Below are 19,887 nucleotides of genomic sequence, written 5' to 3'. Positions count from 1 at the left end.
TCGTGCACTGAGTCGCGAAGCTTAAAAAACGCCGTAGCCCTGAGGTTACGGCGTTTTTTTATGTCCAGCTCCAACCTATAAGGTGAAGCGCTCTACGACCTTAACCAGAGGCTTTGCCCGCACCCAGCAGGCGATGCGGGCAAAGCCGGAGCATGAACCAAGCTGTTACTTCAGAAATTGCTCGGCATAGTGGCAAGCCACCTGGCGAGTGCCGACCGGGCGGAAGGCGGGTACATCTGTCACGCATTTCTCCGTGGCATACGGGCAGCGCTTGTGGAAAGCGCAGCCGGAGGGCGGATTGAGTGGGTTCGGCAGCTCGCCTGCGATTTTGATGCGGGGCTTGTCCGGGTTGGGTTTGATGGTAGGTGTCGCCGACAGCAAGGCCTGGGTATAGGGGTGCAGCGGGTTATGGTACAGGTCCTCCTTGGGCCCCATTTCTGCTGGTCGGCCCAGGTACATCACCAGCACGTCATCGGCCACATGGCGCACGACCGCCAGGTTGTGGGAAATGAACACATAGGCGGTCTGGTACTGCTGCTGCAGGTCCATGAACAGGTTGAGCACCTGGGCCTGGATAGACACGTCCAACGCTGAGGTAGGTTCGTCTGCCACCAATACCTTGGGCTGAAGCATCATCGCCCGCGCCAAGGCGATCCGCTGGCGCTGACCACCAGAGAACATGTGGGGGTAGCGCTGGTAATGCTCCGGGCGAAGCCCCACCTGCTGCATCATCGCCTGCACTTTTTCACGGCGCTCGGCCTTGGACAGGCTGGTGTTGATCAGCAGCGGCTCACCCAACTGGTCGCCGATTTTCTGGCGAGGGTTCAAGGAGGCATAAGGGCTCTGGAACACCATCTGCACGTCACGGCGCAGTTGCTTGCGCTGCTCTTTGGTCGCGCCTGCCACTTCCTGGCCGGCAATTTTCAACGAGCCGGAGCTAGGCTCCTCGATCAGGGTGAGCTGGCGCGCCAAGGTGGACTTGCCGCAGCCGGACTCACCTACAACCGCCAGGGTTTTCCCGGCTTCAAGTTCAAACGACACGCCGTTGAGCGCACGCACGGTGGCATGGGGTTTGAACACCCCTTGGGAGACGTCATAGTGGCGAGTAAGCTCGCGAGCGGTAAGGACGACGCTCATTACGCCACCTCCTGGTTACGCGGATAGAAGCAACGGGCCAGGCTCTGAGCCTTGGGGTCCAGGGCCGGGCGTTGTACCCGGCAGTTCTCTTGAACGTAGGGACAGCGGGGTGATAGCAAGCAACCCTGCGGGCGGTCGTAACGGCCTGGCACGATACCAGGGAGTGTCGACAGCCGTTCGGCCCCTTCGCTGTGCTCCGGGATCGCCGCCAACAGCGCTTCGCTGTAGGGGTGAGCAGGCGCGTCGAACAACTGGGGTACATGCCCCACTTCTACGGCTTGCCCGGCGTACATCACACACACGCGCTGGGCGGTTTCAGCGACCACGGCCAAGTCATGGGTGATCAGGATCAGGCCCATGTCCTGGTCCTTCTGCAGCGCCAGCAACAGCTCCATGATCTGCGCCTGAATAGTCACGTCCAAAGCGGTAGTGGGTTCGTCGGCGATCAGCAGCTTGGGTTCGGCTGCGATGGCCATGGCGATTGCCACGCGCTGGCTCATGCCGCCAGACAATTGGTGCGGGTAGGCATCCAGGCGGCTGGCCGCAGCAGGAATCTCCACCTTTTGCAGCAGCTCCAGTGCCCGAGCACGGGCCGCCCGGCCTGAGAGGCCCAAGTGGGCGCGCAGCACTTCTTCAATCTGAAACCCTACGGTGTAGCTGGGGTTCAAGGCGGTCATCGGGTCCTGGAAAATCATGGCCAGGTCCTTGCCCACGACTTGGCGGCGCTGGCGCTTGCTCAATTTGAGCATGTCGTGGCCGTCGAAGCGCAGGGCGTCGGCGCTTACGATGCCGGGGGCTTCCACCAAGCCCATCAGGGCCATCATGGTGACGGATTTACCCGAGCCGGACTCGCCCACGATGGCCAATACCTGCCCGCGGTCCACGGTCAGGTCCAGGCCGTCTACCACAGGCACTGCACTGGCGTCGCCGAAGCGTACGCTCAGGTTCTTGATTTCGAGCAATGACATGGAGGCTTCCTCAAATCGCGTTCTTGAGTTTCGGGTCCAGCGCATCGCGCAGGCCGTCGCCCATCAGGTTGATTGCCAGCACACTGAGCAGAATGGTCAAGCCGGGAAGGCTCACCACCCACCAGGCGCGCTCGATGTAGTCCCGTGCCGAAGCGAGCATGGTGCCCCATTCAGGCGTAGGCGGTTGCACGCCCAGGCCCAGGAAGCCCAGCGCGGCGGCATCGAGAATGGCTGAGGAGAAGCTTAAGGTGGCCTGCACGATCAAGGGCGCCAGGCAGTTGGGTAGCACGGTCACGAACATCAGGCGTGGCAGGCTGGCACCGGCCAGCTTGGCGGCGGTGACGTAGTCGCGGTTCAACTCGCCCATGACTGCAGCGCGGGTGAGGCGAACGTAGGAGGGCAACGACACGACGGCAATGGCAATCACCGTGTTGATCAGGCCGGCACCCAGGATAGCCACGATGGCCACAGCCAGCAGCAGCGAGGGAAGGGCCAGCATGATGTCCATCAGGCGCATGATCGAGGGCCCAAGGATGCGCGGGAAGAACCCAGCCACCAAGCCCATCAGGATGCCGGGAATCAGCGACATTACTACCGACGACAAGCCGATCAGCAGTGACAGGCGCGCACCGTGGATCAGGCGAGACAACAGGTCCCGGCCCAGTTCATCGGTGCCCAGCAGGTAGCGCGCCTGGCCGCCGTCGGCCCACGATGGTGGTGTGAGCAGCGCGTCACGGAACTGCTCGCTTGGGTCGAAGGGGGCGACCCAAGGAGCAAACAGGGCGCAGAACACGACAAGGATCATGAACATCAGGCCGGCGACCGCGCCTTTGTTACGCGCGAAAGCCTTCCAGAATTCCTTGAAGGGCGAGGGGTACAGCAGGCTTTGATCCGCTGCCACGGGTTGAACTTGAGTAGTCATGGTGAAGATCTCAGCGCTGGTGACGGATGCGTGGGTTGGCCAGGCCGTAGAGAATATCCACGACGAAGTTGACCAGAATGATCAGGCAGGCAATCAACAGAATGCCGTTCTGCACCACGGGGTAGTCACGGGCGCCAATGGCTTCGATCAGCCACTTGCCCACGCCCGGCCAGGAGAAGATGGTCTCGGTCAGTACAGCGCCCGCCAGCAATGTGCCCACTTGCAGCCCGAACACGGTCAGTACGGGGATCAAGGCATTGCGCAGGCCGTGTACGAACACCACACGGGCAGGCGACAGGCCCTTGGCCCGTGCGGTACGAATGTAGTCCTCGCGCAGCACTTCCAGCATGGAGGAGCGCGTCATGCGCGCGATCACCGCCAAGGGAATCGTCCCCAGCACGATGGCAGGCAGAATGAGGTGCCGCAGGGCATCCATCCAGGCGCCTTCGTCATCGGTGAACAGGGTGTCGATCAGCATGAAGCCGGTTTTCGGCGGAATGTCATACAGCAGGTCGATCCGCCCGGACACAGGCGTCCAGCCCAGGCTGACCGAGAAGAACATGATGAGGATCAGGCCCCACCAGAAAATCGGCATCGAATACCCGGCGAGGGAAATGCCCATGACGCCATGGTCGAACAGTGAGCCTCGTCGCAGTGCGGCGATCACCCCGGCCAGCAAGCCCAGGATGCCGGCGAAGATCAGCGCAGCGATGGACAGCTCCAGGGTAGCGGGGAACAGGGAGGTGAATTCGGTCCACACGCTTTCACGCGTGCGCAAAGACTGCCCCAGGTCACCATGGGCCAGCTGGGCAATGTAGTTACCGTATTGCACGTACAGCGGCTTGTTCAGCCCCAGCCGTTCCATGGCCTCGGCGTGCATCTGGGGATCGACGCGGCGTTCTCCCATCATCACTTCCACCGGGTCTCCGGGGATAAGGCGTATCAACGCGAACGTCAGCAGGGTGATGCCGAAGAAGGTGGGGATCAGCAATCCCACTCGGCGGGCAATAAAGCTCAACATTTCAGGGTCATACCTCATCGGCCAGTACGGCCGAGGCGCCAGGAGGGTACCCCTGGCGCCTCGGAGCCCGCCGCTGGCCTGGATAGGGCCGCGGCAGGTCAGTTTTTTACTTCACCTGGGTAGTGGCAAAGTTGTTATTGGTCATCGGGCTGATATGGAAGCCTTCGACCGAGTTACGCAATGCCACAAACAGCTTTGGATACGCCAGGCTGATCCAGGGTTGGTCCTTGTGGAAAATCTCCTGGGCCTGCTCATACAGCGCAGCCCGTTTGGCCGGTTCCGTCTCGGCCCTTGCTTGGATAATCAGCTTGTCGAACGCCGCACTGCACCAGCGCGCCGCGTTTTCCCCACTCTTGGCTGCATCGCAGCTCAGGTTGGGTGTTACGAAGTTGTCCGGGTCGCCGTTGTCGCCAGCCCAGCCATAGAACACCAGGTCATGCTCGCCCATCTTGGCGCGCTTGACCATTTCGCCCCATTCCATGATGCGGATGTCGGCTTTCAGGCCTACCTTGGCCAGGTCCGCTTGCAGCAACTGCGCCGACAGCGCCGGGTTGGGGTTGGTCACGCCGCCACCGTTGCGGGTGAACACCGTGAACGTCGTGCCTTCGGGCACACCGGCTTCCTTGAGCAGCGCCCGTGCCTTGTCCAGGTCTGGCGCGGGGTTGGTGATTTTAGAGTTGAAACCCAGCAGCGTCGATGGGTAAGGGCCGGTACCAATGGTCGCATTGCCCTCGCCGAACAACGTCTTCACTAGGTTGTTCTTGTCCAGCGCCAGTGAAATGGCTTCCCGCACCCGCACGTCGCTAAGGTATTTATGCGAGGTGTTCATGGCCAGGTAGCTCACCACCAAGGCTTCAAGCTCATCCACACGCACATTGGGGTCGGCCTTCAGGGCCTTGATGTCGTCTGGCTTGGGGTATACCGCTACTTGGCACTCATTGGCCTTGAGCTTCTGCAAACGCACGTTGCTGTCTACGGTAATGGCGAACACCAGCGGGTCGGCTGGCGGCTTGCCTTTGTAATAGTCCGGGTTGGCCTTATACCGGATTTGTGCGTCCTTGTTATAGCGGGTAAGGATGAACGGTCCCGTACCAATTGGCTTGGTGTTCAGGTCCCCGGTCTTGCCCGCCTTGAGCAATTGGTCGGCGTATTCGGCCGAATAGATCGAGCTGAAGCCCATGGCCAGGTCCCGCAGGAAAGGCGCTTCAGGGTGGTTGAGTTCGAACACCACGGTGGCATCGTCCACCTTGCTCACGTTCTTGAGCAGGTCCTTGAAGCCCATGGCTTCGAAGTACGGATAACCCATGGGGGACTTTTCATGCCACGGGTGCTTGGGGTCCAGCTGGCGCTGGAAGCTCCACACCACATCGTCGGCAGTCAGGGTGCGGGTGGGCTTGAAGTAATCCGTGGTCTGGAATTTCACGCCTTGGCGCAGGTGGAAGGTGTAGGTCTTGCCGTCTTCAGAGATGTCCCAGCGCTCGGCCAGCCCTGGCTCGATGTCGGTACTGCCAGGTGTGAAGTCCACCAGGCGGTTGAACACCGTTTCTGAAGCCGCATCCGCTGTGGTAGCTGCGGTGTATTGAACGATATCGAAGCCTTCAGGGCTGGCTTCAGTGCAGACCACCAGGGGTTTGGCAGAGGCCAGTGCCGTAAGGCCTAGCAATGCTGCGCCGATGGCCATGCGCAAAGGGGTGCGCTTCATGGGAAACCTCTCGCTATCAGATGCAACATAGCCCGCCGGGCCAGGGTGTACCTCGCCAGGCGGGCTTGCTGTGGTTTACAGGATGTTGAAGGGGACAGTAGTTACGATGCGCAGTTCGTTAAGGCTGCCGTCCACCTGGTTTTCACTTGCACGGTGAGTGGTGTAGGTGGCGCGTACAGTAGTAGCTTTTAATGGGCCGCTTTGAACGGCATAGGACGTGCCTACACCATATTCATAATGATGCTCATCGGCCATGCTTTGGACCCCATCGTACCCACCACCTTTGTATTTACGGCCGTCGATATCCCAGCCGCGAGCGGTGTAGATGTTGAACTTGAGGCCTGGCACGCCGTATTCGGCCATGTTCAGGCCATAGGCGACCTGGAAGGATTTTTCATTCGGGCCGTTGAAGTCCGACAACAGGGAGTTGGCCAGGAAGATGCCGTTGGTTTCGTGCAGGTAGTCGAAGTATTCGTTCCCGTCCACTTCCTGATACGCCAGGGTGAGGCTGTGCGCAGCATGGGTACCCGTAAAGCTCAAGCTGTAGGTGTTATTGTCGATGTCACCTAGCTTGCTGGCGCCTTCGTCCTTGGTCTTGTAGTAGTTCAGGCTGGTGGTCAACGCGAGCACATCGGCATCGCCCAGCTCATGGGTCAGGCCAAAGTAGTACTGGTTCCACAGGTCCTCGACACGCGTGGCGTACAGGCTGGCTTCCACGCTCTTGAAGGGCTTGTAGACGGCGCCAAGCGTACTCACGTGGTCGGCCGTGACGGAACGGTCGCCGTATTCACTGACGAACTTGGTAAGGCTCTGCTCGGTTCGTGGTGATACGCGGTCGAAGGTCCCGGCGTCGAAGGTCAGGTTTTCGAGCTCCGCGCTGTGCAGGCTCAGCCCTTCAAAGCTGGAAGGCAGGGCGCGGTTACCGATGGTCGCGACCATGGGGGTGTTGAGGGTCTGGCGGCCGGCGGTCAGTACGGTATTGGAGTAGCGGGCCTTGATGTTACCCAAGCCCAATTTGCTCCACTGGTCCACGGCATCGCCATCATGGTCGGTCAAGGTACGGTTGCCACCACCAACGATCCGGCCACGGCCTCGCTCCAAAGCGATTTCGTTATACAGCGCGCCCTCTACTGCAAAACCAACCGTGCCTTGAGTGAAGCCCGAGGTATAGTTGACGATGGTGCCTTGAGTCCAAGTGTCACGACGGTCCTTGCGGTCAATTACGCCATTTTTCTTGGGAACCGTAAAAAAACCCTCGTCAGTGCGCCGATACAGTTCTTTCGCAAAGAAGTTACGGGTAGTGCCAGACAACGACTGACCTTCTACAAAGCCGGTGGCTTCGCTTTGGGCATTGGTGCTTTTCACGGTGATAGGCACAAATTCCTGGCTCGCCGGTTCAGCCATGGCCACGGTGCTGAGGCTGCCGATTGCAATGGCGAGCAATGTGCGCTGGGTAGTTTTCATAACAGTGGTAGCTCCTGACTTCTTTATTTCCGGTGGCGGTGCCCCGGTCATTTCTTTTTGTGTTGCGTTAAGGGGTATTGCAGTGCTCAAACCTGACAAGCCTTGGCGTTGTGCGGACGTTGTGGCAGGCAGGGGTTCCCTTTCCCAAGGCGCCGCCAGCCAGCCCTGTCCCATAAGGACAGGCAGGCCGGCGGCCCAAGAGTAAGGGGTTACTGAGGCGCTAAATACGCTGTATCCGAAGGTGTTGTGCGAGCGTTCAGCCGGCTACGCCAAACGTCGGCGTAGCCATGGGCTGACACTTAGTCCTTGATACCCACGCCATAGAAGGAGTTGAGGCCGAACGGGCTGATCTTGAAATCCGCCACGTTGGCGCGCATGGGTTGGTACACCGTGGAGTGCGCGATGGGGGTCAGCGGCACTTGCTGTTTCAGGAACTGCTGTGCCTGTTTGTACAGCTCGGTGCGCTTGCTTTGATCAACAGTCGCTTTGGCGCCCTTGATCAGCTTCTCGTAGTCTTGGTTACAGAACTTGCCGAAGTTGTTACCGTTCAGGGCGTCACAGCTGAACAGCGTGCCCAGCCAGTTGTCCGGGTCACCGTTGTCACCGCTCCAGCCAATGAGCATGGCATCGGTTTCACCGGCCTTGGCGCGCTTGATGTACTCGCCCCATTCGTAGCTCACGATCTTGGCCTTGATACCCACCTTGGCCCAGTCCTGTTGAAGCAACTCGGCCATCAACTTGGCATTGGGGTTGTAAGGGCGCTGTACCGGCATCGCCCACAGCTGGATTTCAGTACCCTCGGCAACGCCCGCTTCCTTGAGCAGTGCTTTGGCCTTTTCTGGATCGAAGCCTGCATCTTTGATGCTGGTGTCGTAGGACCACTGGGTCGGCGGCATGGCGTTTACAGCCAATTGCCCTGCGCCCTGGTAAACGGCTTCCAGAATGTGCTTCTTGTCGACGGCCATGTCCAGCGCCTGGCGAACCTTGAGGTTGTCCAGTGGCTTGTGGGTCACGTTGTAGGAGATATAGCCCAGGTTGAAGCCCGCTTGATGGGGCATCTGCAGGTTCTTGTCTTCTTCCAGTGGCTTAATGTCTGCCGGGCGAGGGTAGGCGGTGACCTGGCACTCGTTCTTCTTCAGTTTCTGCATGCGCACCGACGCATCGGTGGTGATGGCGAAGATCAGGTTGTCGATGCGAACGTCAGCCGGCTTCCAGTAGTCCTTGTTGCCCTTGTAGCGGATCTGCGCATCTTTCTGATAGCGGCTGAACACAAACGGCCCGGTACCAATGGGCTGCTGGTTGATGTTTTCCGGCTTGCCTTCCTTGAGCAGCTTGTCGGCGTACTCGGCAGACTGAATGGACGCGAAGCTCATGGCCAGGTTCTGGATGAAGGCGGCGTCTACGTCTTTCAAGGTGAAGCGAACGGTGGCGTCATCCAGCTTTTCAAGCTTGGTGATGTTCGCGTCCATACCCATGTCCGTGAAGTACGGGAATTCGGTAGGGTAGGCCTTGCGGAACGGCATGTCCTTGTCGAGCATGCGGTTGAAGGTGAACAGCACGTCGTCGGCGTTGAAATTGCGAGTGGGCTTGAAGTAGTCGGTGGTGTGGAACTTCACGCCCTGGCGCAGGTGGAAGGTGTAGGTCAGGTTGTCTGGAGAGACATCCCAGCTGGTTGCCAGCCCTGGTTCTACCTGGGTGCCGCCACGCTGGAACTGCGTGAGGCGGTTGAACATGGTTTCAGCCGAAGCGTCGAAATCCGTACCGGTCGTGTATTGGCCTGGATCGAAGCCTGCCGGGCTCCCTTCCGAACAGAACACCAGGTTCGAAGCGGCTTGGCTCAGCGGCGTAACGGCAAGCAGGCCTGCACCGACCAGGAACGGAATGACTGCGTGTTTGATCATGGGGGCCTCATTGTTGTCTTTTTTTCGAAAAGAGGGAGGGCCTTGTGGGCCGTCCTGCCGATACTTATGCAGGGGCCATACCTAATGCAATGCTTGAGGGTAATAGTCTTCCGAAAATGCAGTACGAACGTACTGTAATGTCGCATGGATGTAAGTTTTAGGCGAAATGATGCGTCGGCTGATCAAATAATCCGCTGTTTCGCCGTTACCGAGTGCACCGTTTCTACGCTTTGCACTTTATTGGTGCAAAGCGTAGGGCGGGTTGAACCTTATTGCACCTGCAGTTCAACCGTACCGTCGGCGCTGACTGTTACCTCGGTGGTACCTGCCTCTACATCAGGTGTCACCGCATCGCTGCGGGCTGCTTTCATCAGCATGGGCGCGCGCAGGTAAGGTTGCGACGCACCACTACTGTTCAGTGTCAGGTTGACGATCTTGTAACCCTGCGCACCCATGGCTTGCCGCGCAATGTCTGCACGCGCCTTGAAGGCTGCAATAGCGTCCTTGATCAGTGCGTCTTCACTTTGCTGGCGAGTGGCGGTGGCGATGCTGAAATCCATGCTGGCTAGCTTCAGGCTTTTTTGCAGCTCACCGGTCAGGCTGGCCAATGCGGGGAAGTCCTGGCTCTCCAGGCGCAACTCTGCGCGCTCACGCCAGGCCACAATGCTCTGGCCTTTATCGTCATACACGGGGCTGCTATTGCGGCTGCCCTGGCGCAGGGTTACGCCTTTGGCTTGGCGTGCCTTGGCCAACGCTTCGTTAAGGCTTTTGGTTACGGTTTCAGCCAGGCGGGCAGGGTCGGTGTCTTGAGCTTCGCTGAACAGGGTCACGCTCATCAGGTCGCGAGCAACTTCCTTGGTCGCTTCGGCGTGCAGGGACACCTGGTTGTAACGCGGCTCGTCCGCCAGGGCGGGCACTGACAGGGCGGCCAGGCAGAGCGCCAGGGCGGAACGGCGGAGCGTAAGGGGCATGAGGTATTCCTTCCTTAGTGTGTATCGTGGTTCTAAGACTTGGCGGGGCACGGACGGTTCCGATTCGGGTGTATCGCAGCTTGGCCGTGCAGGTAATTGAAAGGGAAGTGCAGGCTTGGGGAACATCGGTTAACGAACCTTCGCTGCCGGTTTGAATCAACGCCGTTATACTGCAACCCTCCTTGCCAGCGCATTTTTGCCGGATACGCCATGCCCGTTGTAGCTCTGCCTTTGTCCGCTACTCGCCAGAACCTCTGGCGACTGACCTTCGTGCGCATTCTGGTGCTGGGCGCCCAAGCCGGCTCCGTCGGCTTTGCCTACCTCACCCACCTGCTGCCATTGCCATGGGGGCCGCTGAGCGCCACCCTGTGCTGCTCGCTGGTGCTGTGTGCACTGACCGCGTTGCGCCTGCGCAGCCGCCTGCCCGTCACGGAACTGGAATATGCCCTGCAACTGGCGTGCGACCTCCTGATTCACAGCGTGCTGCTGTATTACGCCGGGGGTAGCACCAACCCATTCGTCTCCTATTACCTGGTGCCACTGACCATTGCCGCCGTCACGCTGCCGTGGTTGTACTCGCTGCTGCTCTCCGGCCTGGCCCTGGCCAGTTACACTGTGCTGCTGGTGCGCTTCGTTCCGCTGGAAACCTACCTTGCCGCCCGGGAGAACATGCAGATCTACGGCATGTGGCTCAGCTTTGCCCTGGCAGCAGCGGTGATCACGTTTTTCGCGGCGCGCATGGCCGAAGAGCTTCGCCGCCAGCAAGAATGGCGCGCCCAGCGTCGTGAGGAGGGCTTGCGGGATCAGCAACTGCTGGCGGTCGCTACGCAGGCCGCCGGTGCTGCCCACGAGTTGGGTACACCTTTGGCGACCATGAGCGTGCTGCTCAAGGAAATGCGCCAAGACCATAACGACCCGGCTTTGCAGGACGATTTTCAGGTACTCCAGGACCAGGTACAGCTGTGCAAGCAGACCTTGCAGCAACTGGTGCGTGCCGCCGAAGCCAATCGGCGGCAGGACGTGGTCGAGCTGGAGGTTACAGCGTGGCTGGATGAGGCCCTGGACCGCTGGCACCTGATGCGCCCGGAAGCCACCTATCGGCTACAACGCCTGGGGCAGGGCAGCATCCCGCGGGTGTCGCCCCCTGCCGACCTTACCCAAGCGTTGCTCAACCTGCTCAACAACGCTGCAGATGCGTGCCCGAACGGGCTTGAAGTGCGCCTCGAGTGGGACGATGAAAACATCTTCATTCGAATTCGCGACCACGGGCCGGGTGTACCTCTGGCCATTGCCGAACAAATCGGTAAACCTTTCTTCACCACCAAGGGCAAAGGCTTCGGCCTTGGCCTGTTCTTGAGCAAGGCCAGCGTGACACGCGCTGGTGGCTCGGTAAGGCTCTACAGTCACGAAGACGGGGGCACGCTCACCGAGCTGCGCCTGCCGCGGGACGCACGAGGAGATACACATGACTGATCAACCCCAGGCTGCAGAGGGCGAAGAACTGCCTCATCTGCTGTTGGTAGACGACGACGCTACCTTCACACGCGTGATGGCACGCGCCATGGGCCGCCGTGGCTTCAGGGTAAGCACCGCAGGCTCAGCCGAAGAAGGGCTGACGCTGGCCCAGCAGGACCTTCCGGACTACGCCGTGCTGGACCTGAAAATGGAAGGCGATTCCGGGCTGGTGCTATTGCCCCAGTTGCTGGAGCTGGATGCGGAAATGCGTGTGGTGATCCTTACGGGGTATTCCAGCATTGCGACCGCTGTGGAAGCTATCAAGCGCGGCGCCTGCAACTACCTGTGCAAACCCGCCGATGCAGACGACGTGCTCGCCGCGTTGCTGACCGAGCACGCCGACCTGGACACCTTGGTACCGGAAAACCCCATGTCCGTGGACCGTTTGCAGTGGGAGCACATTCAGCGTGTGCTGGCCGAGCATGAAGGCAACATTTCAGCCACTGCGCGGGCGTTGGGCATGCACCGGCGCACGTTGCAGAGAAAGCTGCAGAAGCGCCCCGTCAGGCGCTGAATCCCCAGATTTTCCATGTTCCGCCTGTACCAGGCCAGGTGGCCTGGCGGGCACCTGATGCGCTGAGCACACCATGACCGAAAACGCTGAATACACCGCAGTGAACGATGCTGTACGCGGGCATTTTCTACGCCGCGTCTGGAACATGACCACGCCTTATTGGCGCAGTGAAGAAAAGGGCAAGGCCTGGCTGCTGTTGGGGGCAGTGATAGTGCTGTCGCTGTTCAGCGTCGCCATTTCGGTGCTGCTGAATAACTGGTACCGAGATTTCTACAACGCCCTGCAAGAAAAAGACACGGCTGCATTCAGCCACCTTATTCTCTATTTCGGCGGTATTGCCGCCATCGCCATTCTTGGGGCGGTCTACCGGCTGTACCTGACACAGATGCTGACTATCCGCTGGCGCCGATGGCTCACCGAGCAGCACTTTGCCCGCTGGCTGGCGCACAAGAACTACTACCATCTGGAAACCGGGGCCTATACGGACAACCCGGACCAGCGCATCAGCGAAGACATCAACAGCTTCACTAGCTCCACGCTCTCCTTGGGCCTGGGGCTGCTGCGTACCATTGTGAGCCTGGTGTCGTTCTCGGTGATCTTGTGGGGCGTGTCCGGCAGTATCGAAGTATTCGGCGTTACCGTCCCGGGCTATATGTTCTGGGCGGCCTTGGTCTATGCCGTTGTTGGCAGTTGGCTAACCCACCTGATCGGGCGACGTTTGATTCCTTTGAACAACCGCCAGCAGCGTTATGAAGCCGACTTGCGTTTTTCCCTGGTGCGTATACGAGAAAACGCTGAAAGCATTGCTCTATACAAGGGGGAGCCAAACGAACAGGCTCGCCTGGTAGAGCGGTTTGGCCATGTGTGGAGCAACTTCTGGTCTTTGATGCAGGTGCAAAAGCGCTTGACCTTCTTTACAGCAGGCTACGGCCAGATCGCGATCATCTTTCCGTTTGTGGTAGCTGCACCCCGCTACTTTGCTGGAAAGATTCAACTCGGTGAGCTGATGCAAATCAACTCCGCCTTCGGCAATGTGCAGGAGAACCTTAGCTGGTTCGTGGATGCCTACGCTTCGCTGGCTGAATGGCGAGCCACCTGCGACCGACTGCTCAGCTTCCGCCAGGCGATGGCTGAGCATGAGGATCGGCCGGCTGCTATTAACGTACGCCACGATCACGCGAGCGTAGACGTCAAGGGGCTTGTGTTAGGCCTGGCCGATGGCCGTACCCTGGTCGACAAAGCAGACCTGGCCATTGCCCCTGCCGAGCGTGTGATGCTGAGCGGTCGCTCTGGCAGCGGTAAGAGTACCTTGTTGCGTGCAATGGGTGGCTTGTGGCCGCAAGGCAGCGGGGCTATTCATATGCCAGCCGAGCGCTCACTGTTCCTGCCCCAGAAACCCTACCTGCCCATTGGTACCTTGCGCGAAGCGTTGAGCTACCCTTTGGCAGGCGATGCCTATCCTGATGAGGCGTATCGCGAAGCGCTGGAAGGCTGCCGCCTTGGGCACCTGGCGACGCGACTGGATGAAAGCAATCACTGGCAGCGCCTGTTATCCCCAGGCGAACAGCAGCGCCTGTCGTTTGCCAGGGCACTGCTGTACAAACCTCAATGGTTGTTCCTGGATGAGGCCACCTCAGCCATGGACGAGGAGGATGAGGCCGTGCTCTACCAAGGGCTTATCGATACATTGCCTGGCTTGAGCGTTCTAAGCGTGGGCCATCGCAGCAGCTTGCAACGCTTCCACCCGCGCCTGGTGCGCATTGAACAAGGACATTTGCAGGCGCAAGAGGTACACAGCCTGGTGTGATTGTCCAAGGGGCTTTTGCGCTATGATGGCGGCTGATCAACCCCGAGACCGGCTTTATCTATGGATAATCAGAGCGCCCCACCACGCGCCCGCAAGAAACCTCGCAGCCTCGCTCAGGAACTGGTAGCCATCCTGAGCGAGCGCATCCGTAATGGCCAGCTCAAACGCGGCGATAAATTGCCCACCGAGTCGGCAATCATGGAAGAGCAGGGCGTTAGCCGTACGGTGGTCCGCGAAGCCATTTCCCGTTTGCAGGCGGCCGGTCAGGTTGAAACCCGTCACGGGATCGGCACCTTCGTGCTGGATACCCCAAGCCCCAGCGGGTTCCGTATCGACCCAGCCACCATTGTCACCTTGCGTGACGTGTTGGCAGTGCTTGAGCTGCGCATCAGCCTTGAGGTGGAATCCGCCGGGCTGGCGGCCCACCGCCGCAATGATGAGCAGCTTACTGCCATGCGTGCAGCACTGGATGCCCTTAACGAAAGCGCGGCACATGCCACCGATGCGGTAGCCTCGGACTTCCAGTTCCACCTGCAGATCGCGTTGGCCACAGGTAACCGGTATTTTACGGACATCATGACCCACCTGGGCACCAGCATCATTCCACGTACCCGGCTGAATTCTGCGCGGCTGGCCCATGATGACCAGCAGCACTACATGACACGCCTGAGCCGCGAGCACGAAGAAATCTTCGATGCCATCGCCCGCCAGGATGCCGACGCTGCCCGTGCAGCCATGCGCCTGCACCTTACCAATAGCCGCGAACGCTTGCGTCAGGCCCACGAAGAAGCCGCCAGGCCGGCGTAAGCCAGGCGCTACCTACGGTGGGACCGGTCGCAGCCGAAGGCGGAGGCCGGGAACCTGCCGCGCCGCATGGCTAATCGGCTTCAAAAGGCCCTATCCGTCCCCATAGCGCTGTCTCCCCAAGGAATCTACAGACACCCCCCTTGCTGCTTTGTCTTACTAGTTGTACGATGACTTACAACATCGGCCAAGGCCGGTTTTCGTTCTACAGCGCACCAGGGTGTTCACTACAATGACTCCACAAGAACTCAAGTCCATCCTTTCTGCCGGCCTGCTGTCCTTTCCGGTTACCGATTTCAATGCTCAGGGCGATTTCAATCGCGCGGGCTACATCAAGCGCCTGGAGTGGCTTGCCCCGTACGGCGCCAGCGCCTTGTTCGCTGCTGGCGGTACCGGCGAGTTCTTCTCCCTGGCGGCCAGTGAATACTCCGAAGTCATCAAAACCGCAGTCGATACCTGCGCAACCAGCGTGCCGATCCTTGCAGGTGTTGGCGGTGCTACCCGCCAAGCCATCGAATACGCAAAGGAAGCCGAGCGCCTGGGCGCCAAGGGCCTGTTGCTGCTGCCTCACTACCTCACCGAGGCATCGCAGGACGGCGTAGCCGCTCATGTGGAGGCGGTGTGCAAATCCGTAAACATTGGCGTTATCGTCTACAACCGCAACGTGTGCCGCCTGAACGCACCACAGTTGGAGAAGCTGGCCGAGCGTTGCCCTAACCTGATCGGTTACAAGGACGGCCTGGGTGATATCGAACTGATGGTTAGCATCCGCCGGCGCCTGGGCGACCGCTTCAGCTACCTGGGCGGCCTGCCCACTGCCGAAGTCTACGCCGCTGCCTATAAAGCCCTGGGCGTGCCGGTCTACTCTTCGGCGGTGTTCAACTTCGTGCCCAAGCTGGCCATGGACTTCTACCACGCCATTGCTGCAGACGACCACGTAGCCGTGGGCAAGATGATCGATGACTTCTTCCTGCCTTACCTGGATATCCGTAACCGCAAAGCCGGCTATGCGGTCAGTATTGTCAAGGCAGGCGCTAAGATCGCGGGCTACGATGCCGGCCCGGTACGTACACCGCTGACTGACCTCACTGGCGAAGAATACGAAATGCTCGCGGCCCTGATGGACAAGCTGGGCCCGCAGTAACGCGCAACGCCCTTGACGAAAAACGCGCTTCGGCGCGTTTTTTCGTTCCAGTGACTTATCATGTGATCACCGACCGCTAACGGACCGCCCACCGCATGCTTGGCATTTTCCTTGAAACACTGAACATCACCGCCCCGGTGTTCGCGATGCTGTTCATGGGGTTGCTGCTCAAGCGCGTGCATTGGATCGACGACGGGTTCATTAAGGTCGCATCTGAGCTGGTGTTCAACGTCACTATGCCGTGCCTGCTGTTCCTGGGCATCATCCACGCCAATTTAAATGAAGCGCTGCAACTGGGCGTGCTGGCCTATTTCGCGGTAGCGACCGTGGTCAGTTTTGCGCTTATCTGGCTGTGGGCGCGCTGGCATTGCCCGGTGGAGGACCGTGGCATCTACGTTCAAGGCGCGTTCCGGGGCAACAACGGCATCATTGGCCTGGCCCTGGCGGCCAGTATGTACGGAGATTACGGCATTGCGGTGGGTTCGATCCTGGCAGCAGTGCTGATCGTGCTCTATAACAGCCTGTCATCCGTGGTGCTGGCCTATTACAGCCCTACCATGAAATCCGACCCGCTCAGCCTTGCGGTAGGGATCGTTCGCAACCCGCTTATTCTCGGCGTACTGGCAGCGGTACCCTTCGCGATCTGGCGCATTCCGCTACCTGGTTGGCTGGACAAGTCGGCCGGGTATCTGGCCAATATGACCTTGCCACTGGCGTTAATCTGCATCGGTGGCACCCTCTCACTCTCTGCCTTGCGCGCAGGCAGCCGAATGGCGATCAGTGCCAGCCTGGTGAAGATGGTTGCGTTGCCGCTCGTGGCTACGCTGGGTGCCTGGCTATGCGGTTTCCGTGGTGCAGACCTGGGCATCCTCTTCCTTTACTTCGGGGCGCCTACCGCCTCGGTCAGCTATGTGATGGCCCGGGCGGCCAATGGCAACTATCGGTTGGCGGCGACCATCGTCGTGATTACGACCATCGCTGCCATCCTGACCACTAATATCGGTATCTTCTTGTTGCACTGGGGTGGCTGGATTTAACGCGCACGGGTGCGGCGCCGATACCGCCATGCGCCCGCGCACACCAGTATCACCAGCACCGGTAGCACGTACACCAGCACTAGCCGCTCCAGGCGAGTCGCCAAAGGCATGCCCGTGCTGAACGCTATGAGGTGCAGACCGTACACGCCGTACAGCGCCAGTAACAGCAGGCCTTCCAGCCGGGTCAACCGGTAACCCAGGCGGAACAGCGGCCAGGCGAGCAGGGCAGCGCCCAGCAATGCCGGCAAGTCGAACGAAAGGCTGTTGGGTGACACGGATACCCCACCAGGGCTGGCAAGCACAGTGATGGCAAGTACGCCCGTGAGGTTGTACAGGCTGCTCCCGATCACATTACCGACGGCCAGCTCGCGCTCGCCTCGCCAGGCCGCCAATAGCGATATCATCAGCGGTGGCAGCGAGGCACACACAGCGACCACAGTAAGCCCCATCACCCGTTCAGACAGGCCCAGTTCGTTGGCAAAGGCAACGGCTGCGCCCTGTAGCCACTGGCCCCCAAGGGTCAGCAACGTGATACCAGCGGCTAGGCGAACCAGTGTGGCAGGCGTTGAGCGTTCATGTTTGAGGGCCACAGGCACTGGCCGCTTGCCTTGGCGAAGTTGCCAGCCTGCCACGCCCAGGTAGAACACCCACCCTGCCAGCAGCAGCATCGCCTCCCACGTGCCCAGGTGCTGGTCCATGGATACACCATAGAGCAGCGCCGCGGCGCCAATCACCAACGGTACATCCACACGTACCACGGGCAAAGACACCCGAAGTGGCACAACCAACGCACACACCCCCAGCGTTACCAGCAGGTTGAACAACGTGCCGCCCACCAGGCTGCCCAAGGCGATATCCGGTGCGCCAGCGTCGACGGCCCCCAAACTAATGGCCAGTTGTGGTGCGCTGCTGCCCAGTGCCATCAATAGCAGGCCCGCCATCAATGGGCGAACACCGGCCTGAGCTGCCAATCGAAGGGCATTGCGTACCATCAGTTCGGCACCCAGTATCAGCATCAATACGCCCGCTGCAAATTGCAGCAGGCTCAAGGGTGGCAGGGCAGCGAGCTCGGCGATAGGGCCTCCTCAGTCCAGGCGTTCGATACGCACGCGCGCAGTGCCGGAGGCAGTCATGCCCAGCTGTTGCGCAGCATTGCGAGACAGGTCGATGATTCGGTTGCGTGCGTGAGGCCCTCGATCGTTGATACGCACCACCACCGTGCGATCATTGCTCAGGTTGGTCACCTGTACTTCGGTGCCGAAGGGCAGGCTACGGTGAGCAGCGGTCAGGCTGTTCTGATCGAAGCGCTCACCACTGGCCGTGCGTTTGCCCTGGTGCCGAGCGCCGTAGTAGGAGGCCATACCTTCCTGGCCCTGCCCCCGCTCCAACGGAGTGTTATCACTGGCGCAACCAGCCAGCAACAGCAGGCCAGCGGTTAAGAACATCAGGCGCCGCATGGGTTTGTCCTTATGCGATAGCGGTCCTGGCCGCCTGTAAAGCAGCGGCCAGTTTGCCGGCACGTTTAGCCCTCAAGCTTGCGCTTGAGCAGCTCGTTCACCTGTTGCGGGTTGGCCTTTCCTTTTGAAGCCTTCATCGCCTGGCCCACAAAGAAGCCGAACATCTTGCCACGCTTGGCTTCGTCGGCAGCGCGGTACTGGCCTACCTGCTCGGCGTTGGCCGCCAGCATGTCGTCCAGCACCTTTTCGATGGCGCCACTGTCGGTGACCTGCTTCAGGCCGCGGGTTTCAATGACCTGGTCCGCCGTACCCTCGCCATTGGCCATGGCTTCGAAGACCACCTTGGCGAGCTTTCCGGAAATGGTGTTGTCACGGATGCGCACCAGCATGCCGCCCAAGTGTTCGGCGCTGACCGGGGATTGCTCGATGTCCAGGCCCTGCTTGTTGAGCAGGCTGCCCAGCTCCACCATCACCCAGTTGGCCGCCAGCTTGGCATCGCCGCATAGCGCGACCACCTGCTCGAAGTAATCGGCTTGTTCGCGGCTGGAGGCCAGTACGGTAGCGTCGTACGCCGACAGGCCATACTGGCTCTGGAAGCGCTCGCGCTTTTGGGGTGGCAGCTCAGGCAAGGACGCGCGTACGGCCTCCAGGAAGGCCGGCGCGATCTCTACCGGTAGCAGGTCAGGGTCCGGGAAGTAGCGATAGTCGTTCGCTTCTTCCTTGCTACGCATGGAGCGGGTTTCGTCCTTGTTCGGATCGTACAGCCGTGTTTCCTGGATTACCCGGCCGCCGTCCTCGATCAGCTCGATCTGGCGTTGCACTTCGCTATTGATGGCGCGTTCGATGAAGCGGAACGAGTTGACGTTCTTGATCTCGCAACGGGTGCCGAACTCGGCTTGCCCTTTGGGGCGAATGGAGACGTTGCAGTCGCAGCGCAACGAGCCTTCGGCCATGTTGCCGTCGCAGATACCCAGGTAACGTACCAGGGCATGCATGGCTTTCACGTAGGCCACGGCCTCTTTGGCAGAGCGCATTTCCGGCTCGGAAACGATCTCCAGCAGCGGGGTGCCGGCCCGGTTCAAGTCGATACCGGAGGACCCTGCGAAGTCTTCGTGCAGGCTCTTGCCCGCATCTTCTTCCAAGTGTGCACGAGTTACGCCGATGCGCTTGACGGTGCCGTCTTCCAGCGTGATGTCCAGGTGGCCCTTGCCCACGATGGGGTGGTCCATCTGGCTGATCTGGTAGCCCTTGGGCAGGTCAGGGTAGAAATAGTTTTTGCGGGCAAACACGTTCTGCGGGCGGATGTCGGCTTCAATGGCCAGGCCGAACATTACGGCCATGCGCACGGCTTCCTCGTTCAATACGGGCAATACGCCAGGCATGCCCAGGTCTACCAGGCTGGCCTGGGTGTTGGGTTCGGCGCCAAAGGTGGTGGCGCTGCCCGAAAAAATCTTTGATTGGGTCGAGAGCTGGGTATGAATCTCCAGCCCGATCACGACTTCCCATTGCATGTGTGGAGCTCC

General features: G+C 60.1%; 17 protein-coding genes. 6 read left to right on the top strand and 11 right to left on the bottom strand.

What is annotated here, in order from left to right; all coding sequences use genetic code 11:
• Positions 1 to 165 precede the first annotated feature (165 nt).
• The 8 genes from ACSAMW_RS10910 to ACSAMW_RS10875 form a co-directional block, all read right to left on the bottom strand.
• Positions 166 to 1,137, bottom strand: a complete 972-nt coding sequence (locus ACSAMW_RS10910; RefSeq protein ID WP_500590353.1) for a peptide ABC transporter ATP-binding protein — start codon at positions 1,135 to 1,137, stop codon at positions 166 to 168.
• A complete protein-coding gene (locus ACSAMW_RS10905; RefSeq protein WP_168083986.1) occupies positions 1,137 to 2,105 on the bottom strand; it encodes an ABC transporter ATP-binding protein in 969 nt (322 codons plus the stop codon). The genes ACSAMW_RS10910 and ACSAMW_RS10905 overlap by 1 nt, the downstream gene beginning before the upstream one ends.
• Before the next feature lie 10 nt (positions 2,106 to 2,115).
• Positions 2,116 to 3,027, bottom strand: coding sequence for an ABC transporter permease subunit (locus ACSAMW_RS10900; protein WP_168083985.1), 912 nt, complete (start codon positions 3,025 to 3,027; stop codon positions 2,116 to 2,118).
• Between the two features lie 10 nt (positions 3,028 to 3,037).
• Positions 3,038 to 4,048: an ABC transporter permease subunit gene (locus ACSAMW_RS10895; RefSeq protein ID WP_168083984.1), complete on the bottom strand. Its 1,011-nt coding sequence runs from the start codon at positions 4,046 to 4,048 to the stop codon at positions 3,038 to 3,040.
• Between the two features lie 106 nt (positions 4,049 to 4,154).
• Positions 4,155 to 5,750 (bottom strand): ABC transporter substrate-binding protein, encoded by a 1,596-nt coding sequence (locus ACSAMW_RS10890; RefSeq protein ID WP_500590352.1) that lies wholly within the window; start codon positions 5,748 to 5,750, stop codon positions 4,155 to 4,157.
• 75 nt (positions 5,751 to 5,825) lie between these two features.
• Positions 5,826 to 7,214 (bottom strand): OprD family porin, encoded by a 1,389-nt coding sequence (locus ACSAMW_RS10885; RefSeq protein WP_500590351.1) that lies wholly within the window; start codon positions 7,212 to 7,214, stop codon positions 5,826 to 5,828.
• 299 nt (positions 7,215 to 7,513) lie between these two features.
• Positions 7,514 to 9,115, bottom strand: a complete 1,602-nt coding sequence (locus ACSAMW_RS10880; RefSeq protein ID WP_500590350.1) for an ABC transporter substrate-binding protein — start codon at positions 9,113 to 9,115, stop codon at positions 7,514 to 7,516.
• 269 nt (positions 9,116 to 9,384) lie between these two features.
• Positions 9,385 to 10,086, bottom strand: coding sequence for an SIMPL domain-containing protein (locus ACSAMW_RS10875; RefSeq protein WP_500590349.1), 702 nt, complete (start codon positions 10,084 to 10,086; stop codon positions 9,385 to 9,387).
• Between the two features lie 210 nt (positions 10,087 to 10,296).
• Here ACSAMW_RS10875 and ACSAMW_RS10870 point away from each other — a divergent pair, with 210 nt between their 5' ends.
• The 6 genes from ACSAMW_RS10870 to ACSAMW_RS10845 all read left to right on the top strand — a co-directional run bounded on the left by ACSAMW_RS10870 (position 10,297) and on the right by ACSAMW_RS10845 (position 16,907).
• Entirely contained in the window at positions 10,297 to 11,559 is a 1,263-nt protein-coding gene (locus tag ACSAMW_RS10870) for an ATP-binding protein (protein WP_500593926.1), read from the top strand.
• Positions 11,552 to 12,115 (top strand): response regulator transcription factor, encoded by a 564-nt coding sequence (locus ACSAMW_RS10865; protein ID WP_168083978.1) that lies wholly within the window; start codon positions 11,552 to 11,554, stop codon positions 12,113 to 12,115. Before ACSAMW_RS10870 ends, ACSAMW_RS10865 begins: the two co-directional genes overlap by 8 nt.
• A 73-nt stretch (positions 12,116 to 12,188) precedes the next feature.
• Complete coding sequence (locus tag ACSAMW_RS10860) at positions 12,189 to 13,922, top strand: ABC transporter ATP-binding protein/permease (protein WP_500593925.1); 1,734 nt, start codon at positions 12,189 to 12,191, stop codon at positions 13,920 to 13,922.
• Positions 13,923 to 13,982: 60 nt separating this feature from the next.
• A complete protein-coding gene (locus tag ACSAMW_RS10855) occupies positions 13,983 to 14,729 on the top strand; it encodes a FadR/GntR family transcriptional regulator (protein WP_500593924.1) in 747 nt (248 codons plus the stop codon).
• A 229-nt stretch (positions 14,730 to 14,958) separates the two neighbouring features.
• Positions 14,959 to 15,870 carry a 5-dehydro-4-deoxyglucarate dehydratase gene (gene kdgD, locus ACSAMW_RS10850; RefSeq protein WP_500593923.1) on the top strand — a complete coding sequence of 304 codons (912 nt, stop codon included), beginning with the start codon at positions 14,959 to 14,961 and terminating at the stop codon, positions 15,868 to 15,870.
• A 95-nt stretch (positions 15,871 to 15,965) separates the two neighbouring features.
• A complete protein-coding gene (locus tag ACSAMW_RS10845; protein WP_500593922.1) occupies positions 15,966 to 16,907 on the top strand; it encodes an AEC family transporter in 942 nt (313 codons plus the stop codon).
• Here ACSAMW_RS10845 and ACSAMW_RS10840 read toward each other — a convergent pair.
• From ACSAMW_RS10840 to gatB, 3 genes are all read right to left on the bottom strand, one after another.
• On the bottom strand, positions 16,904 to 17,950 hold the full coding sequence (locus ACSAMW_RS10840; protein WP_500594023.1) for a calcium/sodium antiporter: 1,047 nt from the start codon (positions 17,948 to 17,950) through the stop codon (positions 16,904 to 16,906). The two genes, ACSAMW_RS10845 and ACSAMW_RS10840, sit on opposite strands and share 4 nt — an antisense overlap.
• Positions 17,951 to 17,992: 42 nt before the next feature.
• Positions 17,993 to 18,364 carry a septal ring lytic transglycosylase RlpA family protein gene (locus ACSAMW_RS10835; protein WP_500593921.1) on the bottom strand — a complete coding sequence of 124 codons (372 nt, stop codon included), beginning with the start codon at positions 18,362 to 18,364 and terminating at the stop codon, positions 17,993 to 17,995.
• A 65-nt stretch (positions 18,365 to 18,429) separates the two neighbouring features.
• Positions 18,430 to 19,875 (bottom strand): Asp-tRNA(Asn)/Glu-tRNA(Gln) amidotransferase subunit GatB, encoded by a 1,446-nt coding sequence (gatB, locus tag ACSAMW_RS10830; RefSeq protein WP_500593920.1) that lies wholly within the window; start codon positions 19,873 to 19,875, stop codon positions 18,430 to 18,432.
• Positions 19,876 to 19,887 lie beyond the last annotated feature (12 nt).

This window comes from Pseudomonas sp. AB39(2026), assembly GCF_059831485.1.
Note: the sequence above shows the minus strand (reverse complement) of the source record. Positions and strands in the feature narration are given on the sequence as shown.

Coding starts and splice junctions, on each gene's coding strand:
- ACSAMW_RS10910 (WP_500590353.1), bottom strand. CDS start 1,137: ATGAGCGTCGTCCTTACCGCTCGCGAGCTTACTCGCCACTATGACGTC.
- ACSAMW_RS10905 (WP_168083986.1), bottom strand. CDS start 2,105: ATGTCATTGCTCGAAATCAAGAACCTGAGCGTACGCTTCGGCGACGCC.
- ACSAMW_RS10900 (WP_168083985.1), bottom strand. CDS start 3,027: ATGACTACTCAAGTTCAACCCGTGGCAGCGGATCAAAGCCTGCTGTAC.
- ACSAMW_RS10895 (WP_168083984.1), bottom strand. CDS start 4,048: ATGTTGAGCTTTATTGCCCGCCGAGTGGGATTGCTGATCCCCACCTTC.
- ACSAMW_RS10890 (WP_500590352.1), bottom strand. CDS start 5,750: ATGAAGCGCACCCCTTTGCGCATGGCCATCGGCGCAGCATTGCTAGGC.
- ACSAMW_RS10885 (WP_500590351.1), bottom strand. CDS start 7,214: ATGAAAACTACCCAGCGCACATTGCTCGCCATTGCAATCGGCAGCCTC.
- ACSAMW_RS10880 (WP_500590350.1), bottom strand. CDS start 9,115: ATGATCAAACACGCAGTCATTCCGTTCCTGGTCGGTGCAGGCCTGCTT.
- ACSAMW_RS10875 (WP_500590349.1), bottom strand. CDS start 10,086: ATGCCCCTTACGCTCCGCCGTTCCGCCCTGGCGCTCTGCCTGGCCGCC.
- ACSAMW_RS10870 (WP_500593926.1), top strand. CDS start 10,297: ATGCCCGTTGTAGCTCTGCCTTTGTCCGCTACTCGCCAGAACCTCTGG.
- ACSAMW_RS10865 (WP_168083978.1), top strand. CDS start 11,552: ATGACTGATCAACCCCAGGCTGCAGAGGGCGAAGAACTGCCTCATCTG.
- ACSAMW_RS10860 (WP_500593925.1), top strand. CDS start 12,189: ATGACCGAAAACGCTGAATACACCGCAGTGAACGATGCTGTACGCGGG.
- ACSAMW_RS10855 (WP_500593924.1), top strand. CDS start 13,983: ATGGATAATCAGAGCGCCCCACCACGCGCCCGCAAGAAACCTCGCAGC.
- kdgD (WP_500593923.1), top strand. CDS start 14,959: ATGACTCCACAAGAACTCAAGTCCATCCTTTCTGCCGGCCTGCTGTCC.
- ACSAMW_RS10845 (WP_500593922.1), top strand. CDS start 15,966: ATGCTTGGCATTTTCCTTGAAACACTGAACATCACCGCCCCGGTGTTC.
- ACSAMW_RS10835 (WP_500593921.1), bottom strand. CDS start 18,364: ATGCGGCGCCTGATGTTCTTAACCGCTGGCCTGCTGTTGCTGGCTGGT.
- gatB (WP_500593920.1), bottom strand. CDS start 19,875: ATGCAATGGGAAGTCGTGATCGGGCTGGAGATTCATACCCAGCTCTCG.